Genomic DNA, 18,052 nt, shown 5'->3' with positions numbered 1-18,052 from the left:
ACCATTTAGGAATGCAAAACCATGAACGCAGAACAATTTACCCAAGCTCTAAACGATTTTTCTGATGAAAACTATCAGGAAATTTTAGATGGTGCTGCTCTAATCATTCACGAAGACAAGGGACTAACCTTAGGGAAGTCACAACAAGCTTATGTTATTTTTGAACTCGGTGATGAAAGCTTCGATTCAAGCGATGCATTGAAAGCGTCATTAATCGAACGTGCTGAAGACCTAATCCAAGAGTACTACCAATACAACCCTATCAGCAAAATGCATTTCAACAACCAATTACAGAACTTGATCAAAGAGCATGGTGCCAATGCTTTTGTGACCATGCCTGGTCAGGAAGCGACGGTTAAGTTATTTGTTGAAGGGAGCGACGTCATTGTCGAAACCAATGAAAGCCCAAGATTCAAGTATGGCTTCTGTCTGGTTTTGAATGAAAAGGTGCTTTCACAGGCGGTTGAGAACAAGGTCAAAAACTGGGTCTCTTCAGGTAGCGCCTATGACGACTACATTAGCGTAAACGTTTGTCGTTTCAGCAGCACGGATATGGAAGAGTTGGATAGTAGCGACTATGTTTAACGGCAAAAAACCATAGTTAAAAACCTAATTGCCCTTTATTACTCATAAAAAAACCGCCAGAATCTAGGCGGTTTTTTATTGTCAGCTAAGTTAATATTTTCTGCTATTCAGATACTTAACCTTAATTCGACTCTAAAAGCCCAATCGCTTCATCAAATTCAAAGTTATCAATCGCGGCTTCGATTCTGGAACAATCTGTTTCACCCAATGCATTCTGGATTATGGCCAAATTTTCCTTCCAATATTCCAATACCTGGCCATCGTAGTCTTTCAGATAATCAATCAGAACCGTCTTTATATCAAGCCAGTTAGCCTCATCAAACGCAGGTTCGGCTTCATAATTAGGATCAAGATCACGAGACTCAAGATAGGACTTGATAAACCCTTGGGAACATTGCCAACTATCACTATGAGCTTGAGTGAATAACGAGAGCTTAGCTAACAGTAACGCTTTTGTTTCGGATGACGGCTTACCCAGCTCAAGAGAACATTGATTCGATAATGTTTCGATTTCTTGTAAATGTTCCTCTAAGCCAATATACCCAAGGGTTGAAGCAAGTCCTTTCAATGTATGTGCGACACGTTCAGCTGCAGACCAATCTTCAGCCAAGATCAACTGTTGCAACTGTTCTGGAGTTTGCTGATGTGTTTCAAGAAAGGTGAATAACATTTTCTCGAAAAACTCATCTCCCACATCTAAAAGCTGTCTACTTTCGTAGACTTTTAAACCCTCTCCCTCCGGTAGCGGCAATGGCTTTTCATCAGAATCGTTACTGTCATCTATCACCTCAAGTGCCTCGGTGATATTGAGCATTTCACTTAATGTTGCATACAGCTTTTGCGGAATGACTGGCTTGGTTACATGGGCGTTCATACCAACACTCATACAGCGGTCAATCTCTTCTTTAAACGCATGGGCCGTCATTGCAATGATAGGCAATTCAGCAAACTGCGAATAAGAGCGAATCTGGCGTGTCGCTTCAATCCCATCCATAACAGGCATCTGTATATCCATCAATACCGCATCAAACACCATATTGGCTTGTGTGAGCTGATAAAGAGCCTGTTCGCCATTATCCGCAACCGTAATAATCGCATTGGTTGGCTTGAGCAACTCTTCCGCTATCTGTTGATTGATTAGATTATCCTCAACCAAAAGAATCCGTTGCCCTTCAAAATTCGGTACATTACTCGCGGCTGAAACCACACCAAATCTTTGTACAGATTCATCACCTTTGGAAAACAAACGAGAAAAATGGCTTGGTAAAATCGGTTTTGCCAGACAATATTTAACATGATTGGATTCCGCTAAGGTTTGCAGCTTGTTCCAATCATAAAATGACATCATCACAACTCTATCGATCAGCTCAGGATACAAAACCTTGATCTGCTGAATCACTTCAAAGCCGTTCATATTGGGCATGATCCAATCGATAAATAACCAGTCAGGATATTCTTCAGCCTGTTTTAAAGCCTCAAGCAAAGCCAGACCATTATCAAATGTTCTGACTTTCATCTCAAAGCTTTCAAGTTGAACCTGCATCTGATTAAGCGAAATAGGCTCATCATCCACAACCCAGACAACCTCGGTGATGATTGGACAATCCCCTACAGGAACCTTACCGACTTTACTAAAAGGAATACGTAAGCTAAAAGTACTTCCGCTATTTTCTGCACTAGTGACGCTGACATCACCCCTCATCTCTCTGGCTAAATTTCTAGATATCGCTAAACCGAGACCGGTTCCACCGTATTTACGGGTAGTTGAAGCATCTGCTTGGGTAAACGCTTCAAATAATTTATCCACTTGTGACTCCGACATCCCAACCCCGGTGTCTTGAACATGGAAGTCAATAAGCCATTCATCTTCATGCTGTTGAACCAATTCGATTTCCAAGGCGATATAACCGGAATCGGTAAACTTAACAGCATTACTCAACAGGTTAATCAAGATTTGCACAATCCTTACCGGATCACCTAATAGAAGCGGTTGACTACAATGATTTAAATTTGGAGGTAAGGTAACAAAAATCTCTAAATGCTTTTGAGCCGCTAATGTTTGCACAGGAAGCAGGCTATCCTCAATGATCTCTTCTATTTGGACGGGGATTTTTTCCAACACCATTTTGCCGGACTCTATTTTAGAAAAATCTAAAATATCATTGATAATATGCAAAAGACTGTTGGCCGCACGATGAATTTTATTTACGTAATCGTACTGTTTCTCATTAAGCCCTGCATTTAAAGTCAGATGCGACAAACCTAAAATAGCGTTCATTGGAGTACGGATTTCATGGCTCATATTCGCTAAAAAGTCTGACTTAAGCACCATGGCAGACTCTGCCTCTAGCTTGGCAACTTCAAGGTTTTTTAATAAAACCTTCTGTTTTGCAGCTTGTTGCATACCCGCAACGATAACACCGCAAGTGGCGTTGAATGGCTCTAGAAAATCTGCCAAGTCATGTGTATATTCGTCCTTTCCATTTGCAATACCATACATTCCAATCAACTCGGAACCATGGAATATTGGAACTCCCATAAAACGTCTTAGTTCTGGGTGGCCGGGAGGGATGAAACTAGCACGAGGGTCATGGCTCACATCATTACTGATGATTCTTGCTTCCGAATGGATAACTTGACCAATCATGTTCTCACGGTTACATAACAACATATCCTGTGACTTGAGTTTTTCAAACAGGGCTTGAGATTCTTGATCCCAAGAGATATTGGTAATGGCGTGTAGCTTTAAACAGCGTTTGCCATCTTCTTCATAGACCACCTCGCCAATAAAGCCGTATTCACTCTCCGTTATCTCCAACAAAGAGGTAAGAAGGTCGTCCCAAACACCTGTACTGTCAGAAGCATCGGCCACAAATTCTTCAGTGGCTAATCGCAAAGCACTTAATAGCTTATTACGTGTTTGGGTGGCTAAACGCTCGCTATCACGTTCCGTAAGGTCAGTGACAATACCGATAAAGCCAACCGCATCCTCTTGGTCTATACGGCTTATCGCTAAATGTAACGGGAACTCTTCACCATCACTCTTAACACCTCTAACCTCTCGACCAGAACCGATAATCTTGTTAATGCCGGTCCTTACTTGACTTTGTATGTAACCATCATGATGCCGAGCCTCTGGGGCTGGCATGAGCATTTTGACATTTTGGCCAAGCATCTCTTTTTCTGTATAGCCGAAAATTTCAAGCGCTTTATTATTGACTCGATTGATGATGCCTTTGGCATCGATTTGAATGATACCGGATGCGGCACTCGCTAAAATGGCCTCATTTTGCTGGAGGGGTAATAATGCTTTTTCCCTAACTCTTTGAGTAACCTTAACAACGGTCACTAAAGAAAAAACAATTAACAGGATTCCCGCAATCAAGATCAAAATATTGTATCTAAAATGGCTGCAATAGTGCTTTAATGAATGCTGGTAAAACAGCTCGATAGCCTTGTCAGCTTCATTCAAAAGAGGTAAGCCCACCCCATCTCTAAAAGGCTTATCCGTTGCAACCGTTATCTTTTTATCAAGAATTTGAGTCGTAAAGTTCACCTGTAACTCGTTAAAATCTTGCTTTAAACGCTTCAATTGCAATTGAATTTCAGGGATTAATTCTTCTGTATAACTCTCCGACATCTGTTTTAACAAAGTTTGTTCAGAGTTGAATTCATAATTCGCTTGTTCAAGCAGAGGTAAAATCAAAGGATCCGCAGTTTCTTGATAGCTTCGGATAATAGAGACAACTCGATGGAGTTCATTCCGCCATACAATCATATGCGATAAAAGCTGCATCTTTACGGTGACATCTCGTTCAACAATCGGAACTTTTAAAGCCATCCTTTCATAGCGGCCGGTCAAATCCTTACGAAGGATATCGCTTCGATATCTGAGTTCTTCAAGTTTTTGAAAACATTCATCGTACTCAACGCACTTTTTCTGCGGTCCTCTCAGGGCGATATAATCGGTATAGTGGCGTTGAAAGATGGCTAAATCTGCACGATCTTCTTCTGACAGATACTTGTTTTCAATGAATTTTTGATACTGTTTATCGGTCTCTTTTGAAAGGGCTTCCACCTCTTTGGACTGTTCATCGTTTTTTGTAAAATTCAACACTAAACGACGTGCACTTTCAAAAGAGATGGCCTTATTTAAATCAATCACTGACTGAATGGATTGATAGTGGTACAGGAAATGATACTGTTTAACTAAATCCTTACCAAACGACCATACTGCGAAAAGACTAAGAATGATTGTTAGGTATAGAACAAACCTTAAATCCGAGCTAATTTTTTTTATAGCATTTTCTTGTTTCACCTAGACATCCTTGAAATTAACTCAATCCTTAAGCTGTTCTGCAATCTCACTCACCTGCTGTTCAATAGATTGAAAACATTGAACCAAACGTGCATCAAAGTGTTTATTTGCACCTTGAATGATAATTTCCATGGCCTCTTGATGGCTAAAAGCTTTTTTATATGGGCGTGTAGAACGTAAGGCATCATACACATCGACCACTGCCATCAAACGTCCACTTATGGGGATGTTCTCACCAGCGAGCCCTTTTGGATAACCATTTCCATCCCACTTTTCATGATGACTGATGGCGATTTCTTGAGCAACCTCCAAAAACCCGCCATAAGAACCCATTTCATTAGCAGCCGCTCTTAAAATATCCGCACCCTTCTGGGCATGCTGCTTCATGATTTCAAATTCATCGGCGGTCAGTTTTCCCGGTTTTAGCAAAATATGGTCAGGTGTGGTTATCTTTCCTACATCATGTAAAGGGGCCGCTTGTACGATAAGGTTGATATAATTTTCATCCAATCCTAAATCAGGGTAACTATTGTTGGTCGCTTCGGCTAATAATTGAATATAGGTTTGAGTACGCTTAATGTGATTGCCGGTTTCTTCATCACGAAACTCGGCAAGAGAGATCATCACCGTCAAAGTGGCTTGTTGTAATTGATAGATATCCGAAAGTCTTGCGTTGAGCATTTGCTCAAGATTGGCATTATCTTCACGTAATTTTTTATGATATTCGCTTAATTCTAAATGAGTACGAATCCTCGATAAAAGCACATCCGGATTTATCGGTTTAGGAATAAAGTCACTACCACCTTCACGCAAAGCTCGTTGTTCGTCTTCAGGTGAACTCTTAGCCGTTATGAATATGATTGGGATATGACACCATGAAGGATGTGACTTAACCATTTTACACACTTCATAGCCATCCATCTCAGGCATCATCACATCCAATAGAATCAAATCAATAAGATTCTCGTCCGCTGAACGCTCTAATAGACTGATCGCCTTTTTACCGCTATTAACCAACTTGAGTTTGTAATGATTCTTTAAAGACTCATTTAACAAACTCAAGTTTGCAGGGGTATCGTCGACACAAAGAATGGTTTTTCGTTTTACATTAGGATTATTCATAACATGCTTATCAATTACTTATTTCATGACCATGATAATAAATTAAACCTTATGAAGCATCCTAATTTTCAAAGTAATGCCATTTTTACCCATGAGCATTTACTGAGCTAGCATATTGCTTAAAATTCTTCGTGAATCCTGTGCCAATTGAGGGTTGTTGGGTTCAAGCATATTTATGATGGTAACCGCCAGCTCCTGCGCTGCACCTTGCTTATAACCAGGCTCTTTATCCAAGATTTCAAAGATTTGATTCATCGCTTCTTCATAACCATGTTCGGCGACATAACAAAGCGCTAAATCAAAACGTGCATCAAAGTTTCCTGGCTCTGATTGAACTTGATTTACCAAAGCTACCAGGCCTGGTGTATTGGCAGCCAAGTCTTTAAATGTAATCTGACCAATCAATGATTTACCTATGACAGATTCTTTATCTTTATTCGGTAAACGGTTAAATAAGGTTTTCGCCTGGTCAACAATATTAATATCTAATAGAATCTGGATCATATCCATAGCAACACGTGTATTGCTTGGGTCCTGCTGTATCGCTTCTGTTAACAATTGAATCGCCGCCGAAGTATCGCCTGAGATGTGTTTTTGTCGCGCTTGTTCACGCATCTCATCGGACTGTCGATAAAAACCTTGAGCTTTCATCAAGTCCGCTAATTCTTGTTCATTTAGCAAACCTACTTCTTGATGAACCATCTGACCATCTTTGAATATTTTCAAGGTAGGTACGTTTTGAATTTGGTATTCTTCACGCAAATCTGGTTCCATATCAACATCGACTCGAGCCAATATGAACTGCCCGGCAAACTCTTCTGCCAAATTAGCCATATTATTTTCAAGCGTAATACAAGCACCAATGCTCGGGCTCATAAACAGTGCAAACACAGGTAACTTGTATGAGTTCATGATAACGATGGAGTTAAAGTTACCTTGGGAAACTTCGTAATTATGGATAGTCTTATCCATTGTGTACCTCTCATTTGGGTGTAATATTAGCTATCGGCCACTTAGCCCTAACCTTTTATTCAGTTAGCTTGTAAACGTTAAGCAGGCTTGATTTAGCAATGATGATTAATAGATTGATGGGGATTATATCAAGACACTTTAGGTGGTTTGCTTACAATCATTTATAGTTGTCATAATCACATTCACGATTCACTCGTATTTTCCCCAATCGCACCTTTCCAACACAGAATTTTGTTTATAAAAAAAGCGCCATTTAAGGCGCTTTTTTTTAACCTAAAGAGCTAAACCCTTTGATTAGAAGTCTTCCCACTCCTGATCAGAATCGGAGGCAGCTAACTTTGATAAATTCTCCTTAGACGATGTTGGCTTTACTAATCCTGGTGGTTGATTGGATTGCGATACCTTGCCTGGAACAGGCGCAACCACCGTGTCGGCTATTGCCAAAACAACCGCTCCTCCATTGTCACGACTATCTGATTTTCCGGTATGGAAAAATGCCATCTCATGGCGTAAGTTATCCGACTGTTCATTCATGCTCTCAGCCGCGGCTGAGGTCTCTTCGACTAAAGCGGCATTTTGCTGGGTAACATCATCGATTTGACTCACTGCTTGATGAACTTGGCTGACTCCTTTTGCTTGTTCTTCGGAAGCTTCAGCAATCTGGGTAATCATTTTTGAGACGGTTTCGATTGAATTATTGATTTCAGTTAACACATCACCTGACTCTCCCGCCAAACGAGTCCCATCATCGATCCGCGTCACACTCTCATCAATCAATTTTTTAATATCTTTAGCCGCTTCAGCGGATTTCTGTGCCAATGCGCGTACTTCACCTGCAACAACAGCAAAACCTCGACCATGGTCACCTGCTCTTGCGGCCTCAACGGCTGCATTCAAGGCCAATAAATTGGTTTGAAATGCGATACCATCTATCAGGGTGACGATATCGGCTATCTTATGACTTGATTGCTGAATGGAATCCATTGCATCAATCGTTTGCGTCATGACCTCAACCCCCTTATGGGCTTTATCTTGAACCTCTTTGGCAACATGACTGGCTTGTTGGGCATTTTCAGTATTACCTTGTACCGCCGAATTCATCTCATCCATAGTGGCAGAAGTTTCTTCCAATGCCGCGGCCTGCTCTTGGACACGTTGACTTAAATCAGCCGCACCTCGTGCAACTTCCTCAGCCGCGGTACCTACAATATTGGTCGCTTCCAGCGCCTTACTGACCACCTCTACCAATTTTCTCGAGCTGGTATTTACCGCTTGTTTCAATGTATCTAGCTGACCAAAATACTCAGCTTCAATACTCTGTGTCAAATCCCCTTCAGACTGCGCTACGACAATTCTTGTAATGTCTAGCATGGCTGACTGGATGGAATCCATCGAATTGTTAACCCCTTCTTTTAGGCGTAACAAATCACCATGCGCTTCAATGGTCACTCGCTGGTCAAAGTCCCCTTTTTCCATACATTCCATGATATTGACGATATCTGCAATCGTATCATTCAATGTTTGTAAGGTATGACGTGTGTTCTGCACCATTTGCAAAAATTGACCTTCTACATCGGCGTTAATGATCACGTTAAAATCACCTTGACTCATCGATTCCATTACAGCACTCAACTGTGTCATCGTGCTGTTGATGGAATCCGCAGAACCATTGATACCTTCTTTTAGCATATTCAAGTCGCCACTCAGTTCGGCAGTGACACGCTGACTGAAATCCCCTTTGGAAATGGCCGTAATGACGTCATTGGCTTCATTAATCGCTTTTTGCATATCGGTAAGCAGGGTATTGACTGCTTGCCCCATATCACCCACTTCGTCTTCACGTTCAGCATCCGCTCTAATGCTAAAGTCGCCACTTTTACTGATTCTCAACAATACTTTTTGGATGCTAGCCAAACCGTTGGCAATCGAACGAGGCAGGAAGAAGGCGATTAATGCGGCGATGATTGCGACCACCAAGGCTGAAACTATCATGATATTAATGATATTTTCATTATTAGCTTGCACTTCAGGTCCGATTTTATCCTGATCGGCTTTCAATGACGATTTGATATCTTCTGCTAATTTAGCGATATGCGGTCCAATCACATTCAGTTTGTTGTTTATCACATCATCTAAGTTATTGATCAACTCATTGAACTCAACCACTGAGGCAGAATAGTAATTTATCAATTCCAGACTCTTGATCAGCTTGCCCTTAAGTTCACCATCTTCGACAAGGTTAATCAATTGCTCCATATGATTGTCTAAAGTTTCAAACTCAAGCATCACACGATTCATCGCCTGTTCAGTATGGTTATAAATGAATTTAGAGGTATATAAACGCCCCAACATCAAACTTCTTAATGCCTTACTGGTAACAATTGCCACTTCATTGTTATCTGCTTCTGCCGACTCTTGCATGACTTGAGTTAACAGCTGTTCTAGTTTTGGTCCATTCACATCAAAACTGTTGTTTACAATCTCATCACGCTTTGTCATCAATTGTTGCACTTTGGCAAAGTGTTCACGATAAGCCACCAAGCCCTGCGCAATCTCATCAATCATTCTATTGCGTTCTGGGTCAGTGATTATCTGTTTAGCGTCTTTGATGAAACTATCTGTTTTTTCGTAATATTGATTAAATTCATCAACTTCTTTTTGAACATTATGCTGTAGATAATCCTTAAGATTCATACGAACCATCAACATATTGGTTTGTACACCGCTCGAAATCAAGGATGCCTTAGCCATACCACGGTAATCCTTAAAACCTTTTGCTGATTCATTGATATTGATGACGCTAAAAACCGCTGAAAGAATAATCAACAAAGTGATAAGCGAGAAGCCTGCAATCAATTTCGCTCTAATCGTTTTAAACATAGAAAGTCCCTTAGGTTTTAAAAATTATTCTTCTGATAATGATTCTTCGATAAAAGTACAATGACTGACCCAGCATAATCCAAAAGCTGGCTTTATATTGCCAATCAATCTGCAACATAACCATTGGCTATTGAGCATTGGCTATATTAATCAGGTTCAAATCATTACGTAATTATATATTCGCAATTAAGTGATTCAACTACATGATTGTATTTTATTATGCGTCACAAAGCATATTTAATGCCATTAAAACCTTGTATCAATAGAGGATGGCTAGACTATTCAGAATATAAAAAATAGCTAAAAAAAAACCCGCTTACGCGGGTTTTTTCTTGCCAATCAATCTATCGATTAACGAACAGTTTGGTTCAATGAACCAGAAGCATAACGAGCTTGCATCTCTTCTAAACCAAGTGACTTGATTTTAGAACCGTGACCTGCACAACCAAAGGCTTCGAAACGTGCTTTACAGATTTCCATCATCGCGTTTTCTGCAGCATTGTAGAATTTACGAGGATCGAAGTTAGAAGCGTTTTCAGCAAGGTGCTTACGGATTGCACCAGTAGAAGCCATACGTAAGTCAGTATCGATGTTAACTTTACGAACACCATATTTGATACCTTCAACGATTGCTTCAACAGGAACACCGTAAGTTTGACCCATATCACCACCGTAGTTGTTGATGATTTCCAACCACTCTTCTGGAACAGAAGAAGAACCGTGCATTACGATGTGAGTATCAGGAATACGCTCGTGGATTTTCTTGATTTGGTCAATTTTAAGAACATCGTCAGATGGCTTAGAAGTGAACTTGTAAGCACCGTGAGAAGTACCAACCGCTACCGCTAAACAGTCAACGTTAGTATCTTTAACGAATTGTGCCGCTTCTTCAGGATCAGTCAATAGAGAAGAGTGATCTAGAACTTCATCAGAACCGTGACCATCTTCTTCACCCATCTTACCAGTCTCTAGAGAACCTAGGCATCCTAGTTCACCTTCAACAGAAACACCACCAGCGTGAGCGATTTTTACAACTTCAGCAGTGATGCCAGCGTTGTATTCATAAGAAGCAGGTGTTTTCATGTCCGCTTCTAAAGAACCATCCATCATTACCGATGTAAAACCAGACTGGATTGCACGTAGACATACGCCAACATCAGAACCGTGATCCTGGTGCATTACAACTGGAACGTTAGGGAACATTTCAACCGCAGCAGCGATCATATGACGAAGCATTGGCTCACCAGCGTACTTACGTGCACCAGCAGAACCCTGAAGGATTACTGGAGAATCTACAGCGTCAGCAGCGCGCATGATTGCACGAACTTGTTCCATGTTGTTTACGTTAAACGCAGGCATACCAAAATTGTGTTCTGCTGCGTAGTCCATTAATTCACGAAGTGTAATCATCGCCATGTGCGAGACTCCTCTAGTTGGTTTTTCAAAAAAATATTATCTTTGTAGTTTAACAAGCTTTTCAAAAATTTAGAAGCTAGCCAACTCAAATAATGGCTCAACCGATGATTGGGCCATTGCTATTCAAATCTATATAAATTTACAATTTATGGAAGTTTCACAATTTCCATTTTGTTTGTTCCACCCATGGCGCCGTTTACTTCACCACGAGTCATCAGAATCAGGTCACCAGACTGGGCGATACCGAATTCTTTAATACGATCCATAATCGACGCTTTCACTTCTTCATCGTTCAGACCATCATACGTTAATGTTGATGGGTAAACACCGCGGAATAAAGTTACCTTACGACGTGTATCCAAGTGTGGTGTCATCGCAATGATTGGCATACCAGAACTGATACGTGACATTAACAATGCCGTATTACCGGATTCGGTTAATGCTGCGATACATTTCACACCAAAGTGGTTTGCTGAATACATCGCCGCCATAGCGATGGTTTCATCCACCGCTGTGAATGACTCATCGATACGGTGAGTAGATTCACGAGAAGTACGAGATTTCTCAGCTTCACGACAGATATTACCCATAGTCTGGATAACCAAACTTGGTGAATGTCCGGTAGCCGTTTCACCAGAAAGCATTACCGCATCCGTACCATCCATAACCGCGTTAGCTACGTCAAACACCTCAGCACGCGTTGGAATCGCATTTTCAATCATGGTTTCCATCATCTGAGTCGCTGTGATAGTGACACGGTTCAACTGACGGGCACGCTTAATCATTTTTTTCTGTAGAGCAGGAAGTTGCGCATCACCCACTTCAACACCTAAGTCACCACGAGCAATCATGATAACGTCAGATGCTAAAATAATACCGTCTAAAGTCGCGTCATCAGCAACCGCTTCCGCACGTTCAACTTTAGAAACGATACTGCAGTTCAATCCTGCTTTTGACGCTAAAGAACGGCAATATTCAACATCTTCAGCAGAACGCGGGAAAGATAATGCTAGGTAATCCGCTTTGATCTCTGCTGCGGTGATAATGTCTTCTTTGTCTTTATCGGTTAATGCCGCAGCAGATAAACCACCACCGGAAAGGTTGATACCTTTATTGTTCGATAAAGTACCACCCACAATCGTTGTGGTATTAACACGTTCACCTTCAACATTATCTACTTGAAAGACCAAACGACCATCATCAAGTAGCAACTTGTCACCTTCTTTTACATCGTAAGGAAGGTTTTTATAGGTCAGACCAACTTCATGCTGGTTACCATCGTTGTTGCCTACGGCATTATCGAACGCAAACTTATCACCTGCTTTTAAGAAGATTTTGTCATCCGCAAAACGTGCAATACGAATCTTAGGCCCTTGAAGGTCGACTAATACACCAACTTGTCTGTCAAATTTTTCTGCCATTTCACGAACGGCTTGAGCACGACCGATATGCTCTTCTGGAAGGCCGTGAGACATATTGATACGTACTACGTCAACTCCAGCTTTAATAATTTTTTCTAATTCGCCTTCACGATCCGTAGCAGGACCTAAAGTTGCAACAATTTTTGTTCTTCTTAAACCACTTGGCATTTTTGTTTTTACCTTATAAAAATTTGGAGTTTGTTAATGTCCAAAAAAGATGTCTCGCAAAATAAACTCCGATACCCAGAACAGCCATTCTTTGGCTGATGTATCAAAGGTGTTTACTTACCGAGTCACCCTCTTTCGTGAACTGAAAATCTTAACAAACCAGGATTACATTAAAATGAAACACCCTAAACTATTTTAGAGTGCTTACAGAACCAGGCCTGGTGGGTTTTAAACTCACCAGGCCTGGTCAAATTCGACGAACGAATTATTTTTTAGCCGCAGCTGCTTCTAGCATAGTCACAGCTGGTAGTTCTTTACCTTCTAGGAACTCAAGGAAAGCACCACCACCCGTAGAGATGTAAGAAACTTTATCTGCAATATTGTACTTGTCGATTGCCGCTAAAGTATCACCACCACCTGCGATAGAGAACGCTGAAGATTCAGCAATCGCCATAGAGATCGCTTTAGTCCCTTCACCAAACTGGTCAAACTCAAACACACCTACTGGGCCGTTCCATACAACCGTACCCGCGTTTTTGATGATTTCAGCAAGTTCAGCTGCAGAATCAGGACCGATATCAAAAATCATATCGTCATCAGCTACTTCAGAAACGTTCTTAGTCTCAGCGGCTGCAGATTCAGAGAACTCTTTACCACAAACTACGTCTGAAGCTAAAGGAATCGCTGCACCACGAGCATTCATGATTTCATTCAGTTTGTTACAAGTAGGGACTAAGTCAGTTTCAGAAAGAGACTTACCAACATTGTAACCCGCTGCTTCGATGAACGTGTTGGCAATACCACCACCCACAACTAACTGGTCTACTTTCTCAGATAAAGATTCTAGAACAGTCAATTTAGTAGAAACTTTAGAACCACCAACGATAGCAACCATTGGACGTGCCGGGTTGTTTAGAGCCTTACCTAAAGCATCTAATTCAGCCGCTAATAAAGGACCTGCACAAGCTGTATCAGCAAATGCACCAGCACCGTGAGTAGAAGCTTGTGCACGGTGAGCTGTACCGAAAGCATCCATTACATACACATCACAAAGTGCTGCGTATTTTTTAGATAATTCTTCATCGTTCTTCTTTTCACCAACGTTGAAACGAACGTTTTCTAAAAGAACCACTTCACCGTCAGCCACATCAAAACCACCATCTAGGTAATCTTTAACTAGACGAACTTCTTTACCTAGTTTAGCAGAAAGGTCTGCAGCAACTGGGGCAAGAGAGAACTCTTCAGCATATTCACCTTCAGTTGGACGACCAAGGTGAGACATTAACATTACCTTAGCACCAGCGTCAGCTGCCATTTTGATTGTAGGTAATGAAGCACGGATACGCGCATCAGAAGTTACTTTACCGTCTTTAACTGGAACGTTTAGGTCTTCACGAATCAATACGCGTTTACCAGCTAAATCTAGATCAGACATCTTAATTACAGACATGTTGAGTCCTCTTTTCAGGTTGAAAAACCTTTCACGAACAGAAAGGTATTTGATTAATAATTAAACTTACTTTTTTATACTTAGCAACGCTAAATACAAACAAGAAAATTTAATTTGGAGCAGTAAAACTACCCCAAATTTACATAAGAAATAATTCTTCGATTCGCTCAGTAGCGAGTTGAGTTCAAGGCGGGTTGAGGAAGTGTACAAATAGTACACGACCGAAACCCAACGAAGAAATCAGCCGCTAATGAGATGAATCAATGATTATTTACCTACGTGTTCAACTACACGCATCATGTTACAAGTATAACCATACTCGTTATCATACCAAGCAACCACTTTAACGAAAGTAGAGTCTAGCGCGATACCCGCTTTAGCATCGAAGATAGATGGGTGAGAATCACCACGGAAATCAGTAGAAACGTTTGCTTCTTCTGTATAACCTAATACACCAGCCATTTCACCTTCAGAAGCCGCTTTCATCGCAGCACAGATTTCTTCATATGAAGCTTCTTTGTTTAGCTCAACTGTTAAGTCAACAACAGAAACGTCAGAAGTAGGTACACGGAAAGCCATACCAGTTAACTTACCGTTAAGCTCAGGAAGTACTACACCTACTGCTTTAGCTGCTCCTGTTGAAGATGGGATGATATTCTCAAGAATACCACGACCACCACGCCAGTCTTTCATTGAAGGACCATCAACTGTTTTCTGAGTTGCTGTTGCAGCGTGAACAGTAGTCATAAGACCACGTTTGATACCGAAGTTATCGTTAAGTACTTTAGCAACAGGAGCTAGACCGTTAGTTGTACAAGAAGCGGCAGAAACGATTGCTTCACCTTTATATTCGTTGTGGTTAACACCGTATACGAACATTGGAGTGTGATCCTTAGAAGGAGCAGACTGAACTACTTTCTTAGCACCCGCATCGATGTGTGCTTGACAAGATTCTTCAGTTAGGAAGAAACCAGTACATTCGATAACTAAATCAGCACCTACATCAGACCAAGCTAGGTCAGCAGGATTACGCTCAGCTGTGATACGGATAGTCTTACCGTTAACAACTAGGTTTCCGTCTTTAACTTCAACTTCACCGTCAAAACGTCCGTGTACTGAATCATACTTTAGCATGTATGCTAGGTATTCAGGATCTAGTAAGTCGTTGATTGCAACAACTTCGATGTTTTGAAAATCTTGTGCTGCTGCACGGAAAGCCATACGACCGATACGGCCGAAACCGTTAATACCAACTTTAATAGTCATTGAGTTTTACTCCAATTGTTACCAGGCCTGCTAAATAATTACCAGGCCTGACTTAATAAAAAATTTAAAGATCTATCCAGTAAACAACTTAGCCATCTTTTAATGATGGCTAATGGATTATTTACCTAATACTTTTTTCGCTGTAGCAACAACGTTCTCTACTGTGAAACCGAACTCTTTGAATAGCTCGTCAGCTGGTGCTGATTCACCGAAAGTAGACATACAAACCGTACCACCTTCAAGACCAACATATTTATACCAACCATCAGCCACACCCGCTTCGATTGCAACACGCTTAACACCAGGGATAAGAACAGAATCCTTATACGCTTGATCTTGCTCGTCATAAGCATCGGTACAAGGCATAGAAACGATACGAACTTTTTCGCTCATTGTCGCTGCAGATTCAACCGCTAGACCCACTTCAGAACCCGTCGCGATAAAGATGATATCAGGTGTACCTTCACAATCTTTCAGTACATAACCACCTTTTTCGATGTTCTTAACTTGCTCAGGTGTACGCTCCATTGGCTCAAGAGCCTGACGAGAGAATACCAATGCAGTCGGAGCATCACTACGCATGATTGCACGTTTCCAAGAAACAGCAGACTCAACCGCATCACAACCACGCCAAGTTTGGAAGTTAGGGATAACACGCATTGTCGCTAACTGCTCAACAGGCTGGTGAGTAGGACCATCTTCACCTAGACCGATAGAGTCGTGAGTGTAAACATAGATAGTACCGATTTTCATCAATGCAGACATACGTAAGGCGTTACGCATGAACTCCATGAACATGAAGAAAGTTCCACCGAACACTTTGAAACCACCATGAAGAACCATACCGTTCATCATGTGAGCCATACCGAATTCACGTACACCCCAAGATAGGTAGTTACCGTTCGCGTTCTCTTTGTTCACTTTAACCATCTTAGACCAGTTGGTTAAGTTAGAACCAGTCAAGTCAGCAGAACCACCGAACATCTCTGGTAATAGGTTACCTAGTTCTTCGATTGTTTTCTGTGAAGCTTGACGAGAAGCAATCTTAGGCATTTCAGCCTGAGTCTTAGCGATGAACGCATCCATATCTACTTCGAAGTTAGCTGGTAATTCACCCGCCATACGACGTTCGAATTCAGCCGCTTCTGCTGGATAAGCCGCTTTATAAGCTGCAAATTTTTCATTCCAAGCCGCTTCATCTTTAGCACCTTGTGCTTTGTGATCCCAACCAGCATAGATATCTTCTGGAATTTCGAATGGACCTGCAGTCCAACCAAGTTCTTTACGAGCTAGAGCGATTTCTTCATCACCTAAAGGTGCACCGTGACAAGAGTAAGTTCCACACTTGTTAGGAGAACCGAAACCGATAACCGTCTTAGTACAGATAAGCGTAGGCTTGTCTGTTACTTTCTTAGCTTCTTCGATTGCCGCATTGATTGCATCAGCATCGTGACCATCAACGTTAGGAATAACGTGCCAGTCATAAGAAACGAAACGTCCAGGAACGCCTTTTTCCATCCAGTCACCGATGTTACCATCGATAGAGATGTCGTTGTCATCCCAGAAAGCGATTAACTTACCAAGACCTAAAGTACCAGCCATTGCACACGCTTCGTGAGAAAGGCCTTCCATTAAACAACCATCACCCATGAACACATAAGTGTTGTGGTCTACGATTTCGTGACCAGGCTTGTTGAACTGTGCCGCTAAAGTACGCTCTGCAATCGCCATACCAACCGCGTTAGTGATACCCTGACCTAAAGGACCAGTTGTAGTTTCAATACCTTCAGCATAACCATACTCTGGGTGACCCGCTGTTTTAGCGTGTAACTGACGGAACTGCTTGATATCGTCCATGCTTAGGTCATAACCAGAAAGGTGCAATAGAGAATACATAAGCATTGAGCCGTGACCGTTTGAAAGTACAAAACGATCGCGATCTGCCCACTTAGAGTTTGTCGGATTGAATTTCATGTGGCTATTCCACAGAACTTCAGCGATATCCGCCATACCCATCGGTGCACCAGGGTGACCAGAATTTGCTTTTTGAACTGCATCCATACTTAACGCACGGATAGCATTTGCTAGATCTCTACGAGTTGCCATACAACTTCCTCAACTATTTTAAAAATTCGGTACTTGCCGCCTAAATTTGCCTAACAATCAGCGGGTTACTTAACACCATCAACTGATTGAAAATTCCTTACAAAAATAGCCGCAATATAAATTTGGACGATTATTCTCTCTTAAAATGACAAAATCATCAAGTTTTCTTATCTATTCATTGCTTTTTTCGAACAGATAATTGATATCAAACACCTTGATTCGGACAAACTAAAACAGAAAAACCGATACGGAGTGCTTTCAAACTGTCAAACCTTCTTTTGCTCTCGAACCCAAGCAATATAAAAAACCCAGGATAAACCTGGGTTACATAAACATTAAAATCTGATT

At 41.3% G+C, this 18,052-nt stretch carries 10 protein-coding genes; 1 reads left to right on the top strand and 9 read right to left on the bottom strand.

Translation table 11 applies throughout. The features are described from left to right. Nucleotides 1–21 precede the first annotated feature (21 nt). Nucleotides 22–585, top strand: a complete 564-nt coding sequence (locus tag L6421_RS01480; RefSeq protein WP_237262209.1) for a hypothetical protein — start codon at nucleotides 22–24, stop codon at nucleotides 583–585. Between the two features lie 121 nt (nucleotides 586–706). On the opposite strand, the gene L6421_RS01475 is transcribed toward L6421_RS01480, so the two are convergent. The 9 genes from L6421_RS01475 to tkt form a co-directional block, all read right to left on the bottom strand. Then, entirely contained in the window at nucleotides 707–4,903 is a 4,197-nt protein-coding gene (locus L6421_RS01475) for a response regulator (RefSeq protein ID WP_237262208.1), read from the bottom strand. A 21-nt stretch (nucleotides 4,904–4,924) separates the two neighbouring features. Further along, on the bottom strand, nucleotides 4,925–6,025 hold the full coding sequence (locus tag L6421_RS01470) for an HD domain-containing phosphohydrolase (protein WP_237262207.1): 1,101 nt from the start codon (nucleotides 6,023–6,025) through the stop codon (nucleotides 4,925–4,927). A gap of 99 nt (nucleotides 6,026–6,124) precedes the next feature. After that, nucleotides 6,125–6,997 carry a tetratricopeptide repeat protein gene (locus L6421_RS01465; RefSeq protein WP_237262206.1) on the bottom strand — a complete coding sequence of 291 codons (873 nt, stop codon included), beginning with the start codon at nucleotides 6,995–6,997 and terminating at the stop codon, nucleotides 6,125–6,127. A 294-nt stretch (nucleotides 6,998–7,291) separates the two neighbouring features. Next, nucleotides 7,292–9,877 carry a HAMP domain-containing methyl-accepting chemotaxis protein gene (locus tag L6421_RS01460; RefSeq protein ID WP_237262205.1) on the bottom strand — a complete coding sequence of 862 codons (2,586 nt, stop codon included), beginning with the start codon at nucleotides 9,875–9,877 and terminating at the stop codon, nucleotides 7,292–7,294. Nucleotides 9,878–10,228: 351 nt separating this feature from the next. Further along, nucleotides 10,229–11,293 carry a class II fructose-bisphosphate aldolase gene (gene fba / locus L6421_RS01455; protein ID WP_237262204.1) on the bottom strand — a complete coding sequence of 355 codons (1,065 nt, stop codon included), beginning with the start codon at nucleotides 11,291–11,293 and terminating at the stop codon, nucleotides 10,229–10,231. 146 nt (nucleotides 11,294–11,439) lie between these two features. After that, nucleotides 11,440–12,882 (bottom strand): pyruvate kinase, encoded by a 1,443-nt coding sequence (gene pyk, locus L6421_RS01450; protein ID WP_237262203.1) that lies wholly within the window; start codon nucleotides 12,880–12,882, stop codon nucleotides 11,440–11,442. A 265-nt stretch (nucleotides 12,883–13,147) separates the two neighbouring features. Beyond that, a complete protein-coding gene (locus L6421_RS01445) occupies nucleotides 13,148–14,332 on the bottom strand; it encodes a phosphoglycerate kinase (protein ID WP_237262202.1) in 1,185 nt (394 codons plus the stop codon). A 267-nt stretch (nucleotides 14,333–14,599) separates the two neighbouring features. Then, nucleotides 14,600–15,598, bottom strand: coding sequence for a type I glyceraldehyde-3-phosphate dehydrogenase (gap, locus tag L6421_RS01440; RefSeq protein WP_237262201.1), 999 nt, complete (start codon nucleotides 15,596–15,598; stop codon nucleotides 14,600–14,602). Nucleotides 15,599–15,715: 117 nt separating this feature from the next. Further along, the gene (gene tkt, locus L6421_RS01435; RefSeq protein ID WP_237262200.1) at nucleotides 15,716–17,704 is read right to left on the bottom strand and encodes a transketolase; all 1,989 of its coding nucleotides are present in this window, start codon (nucleotides 17,702–17,704) and stop codon (nucleotides 15,716–15,718) included. Nucleotides 17,705–18,052: the final 348 nt, after the last annotated feature.

This window comes from Thiomicrorhabdus immobilis (assembly GCF_021654855.1).
GTDB lineage: Bacteria > Pseudomonadota > Gammaproteobacteria > Thiomicrospirales > Thiomicrospiraceae > Thiomicrorhabdus > Thiomicrorhabdus immobilis.
Note: the sequence above shows the minus strand (reverse complement) of the source record. Positions and strands in the feature narration are given on the sequence as shown.

What these genes read in the sequence shown, in the direction of transcription:
- fba (WP_237262204.1), bottom strand. Translation starts at nt 11,293, where the DNA reads ATGGCGATGATTACACTTCGTGAATTAATGGACTACGCAGCAGAACAC.
- tkt (WP_237262200.1), bottom strand. Translation starts at nt 17,704, where the DNA reads ATGGCAACTCGTAGAGATCTAGCAAATGCTATCCGTGCGTTAAGTATG.
- L6421_RS01480 (WP_237262209.1), top strand. Translation starts at nt 22, where the DNA reads ATGAACGCAGAACAATTTACCCAAGCTCTAAACGATTTTTCTGATGAA.
- L6421_RS01470 (WP_237262207.1), bottom strand. Translation starts at nt 6,025, where the DNA reads ATGAATAATCCTAATGTAAAACGAAAAACCATTCTTTGTGTCGACGAT.
- L6421_RS01465 (WP_237262206.1), bottom strand. Translation starts at nt 6,997, where the DNA reads ATGGATAAGACTATCCATAATTACGAAGTTTCCCAAGGTAACTTTAAC.
- L6421_RS01445 (WP_237262202.1), bottom strand. Translation starts at nt 14,332, where the DNA reads ATGTCTGTAATTAAGATGTCTGATCTAGATTTAGCTGGTAAACGCGTA.
- gap (WP_237262201.1), bottom strand. Translation starts at nt 15,598, where the DNA reads ATGACTATTAAAGTTGGTATTAACGGTTTCGGCCGTATCGGTCGTATG.
- L6421_RS01460 (WP_237262205.1), bottom strand. Translation starts at nt 9,877, where the DNA reads ATGTTTAAAACGATTAGAGCGAAATTGATTGCAGGCTTCTCGCTTATC.
- pyk (WP_237262203.1), bottom strand. Translation starts at nt 12,882, where the DNA reads ATGCCAAGTGGTTTAAGAAGAACAAAAATTGTTGCAACTTTAGGTCCT.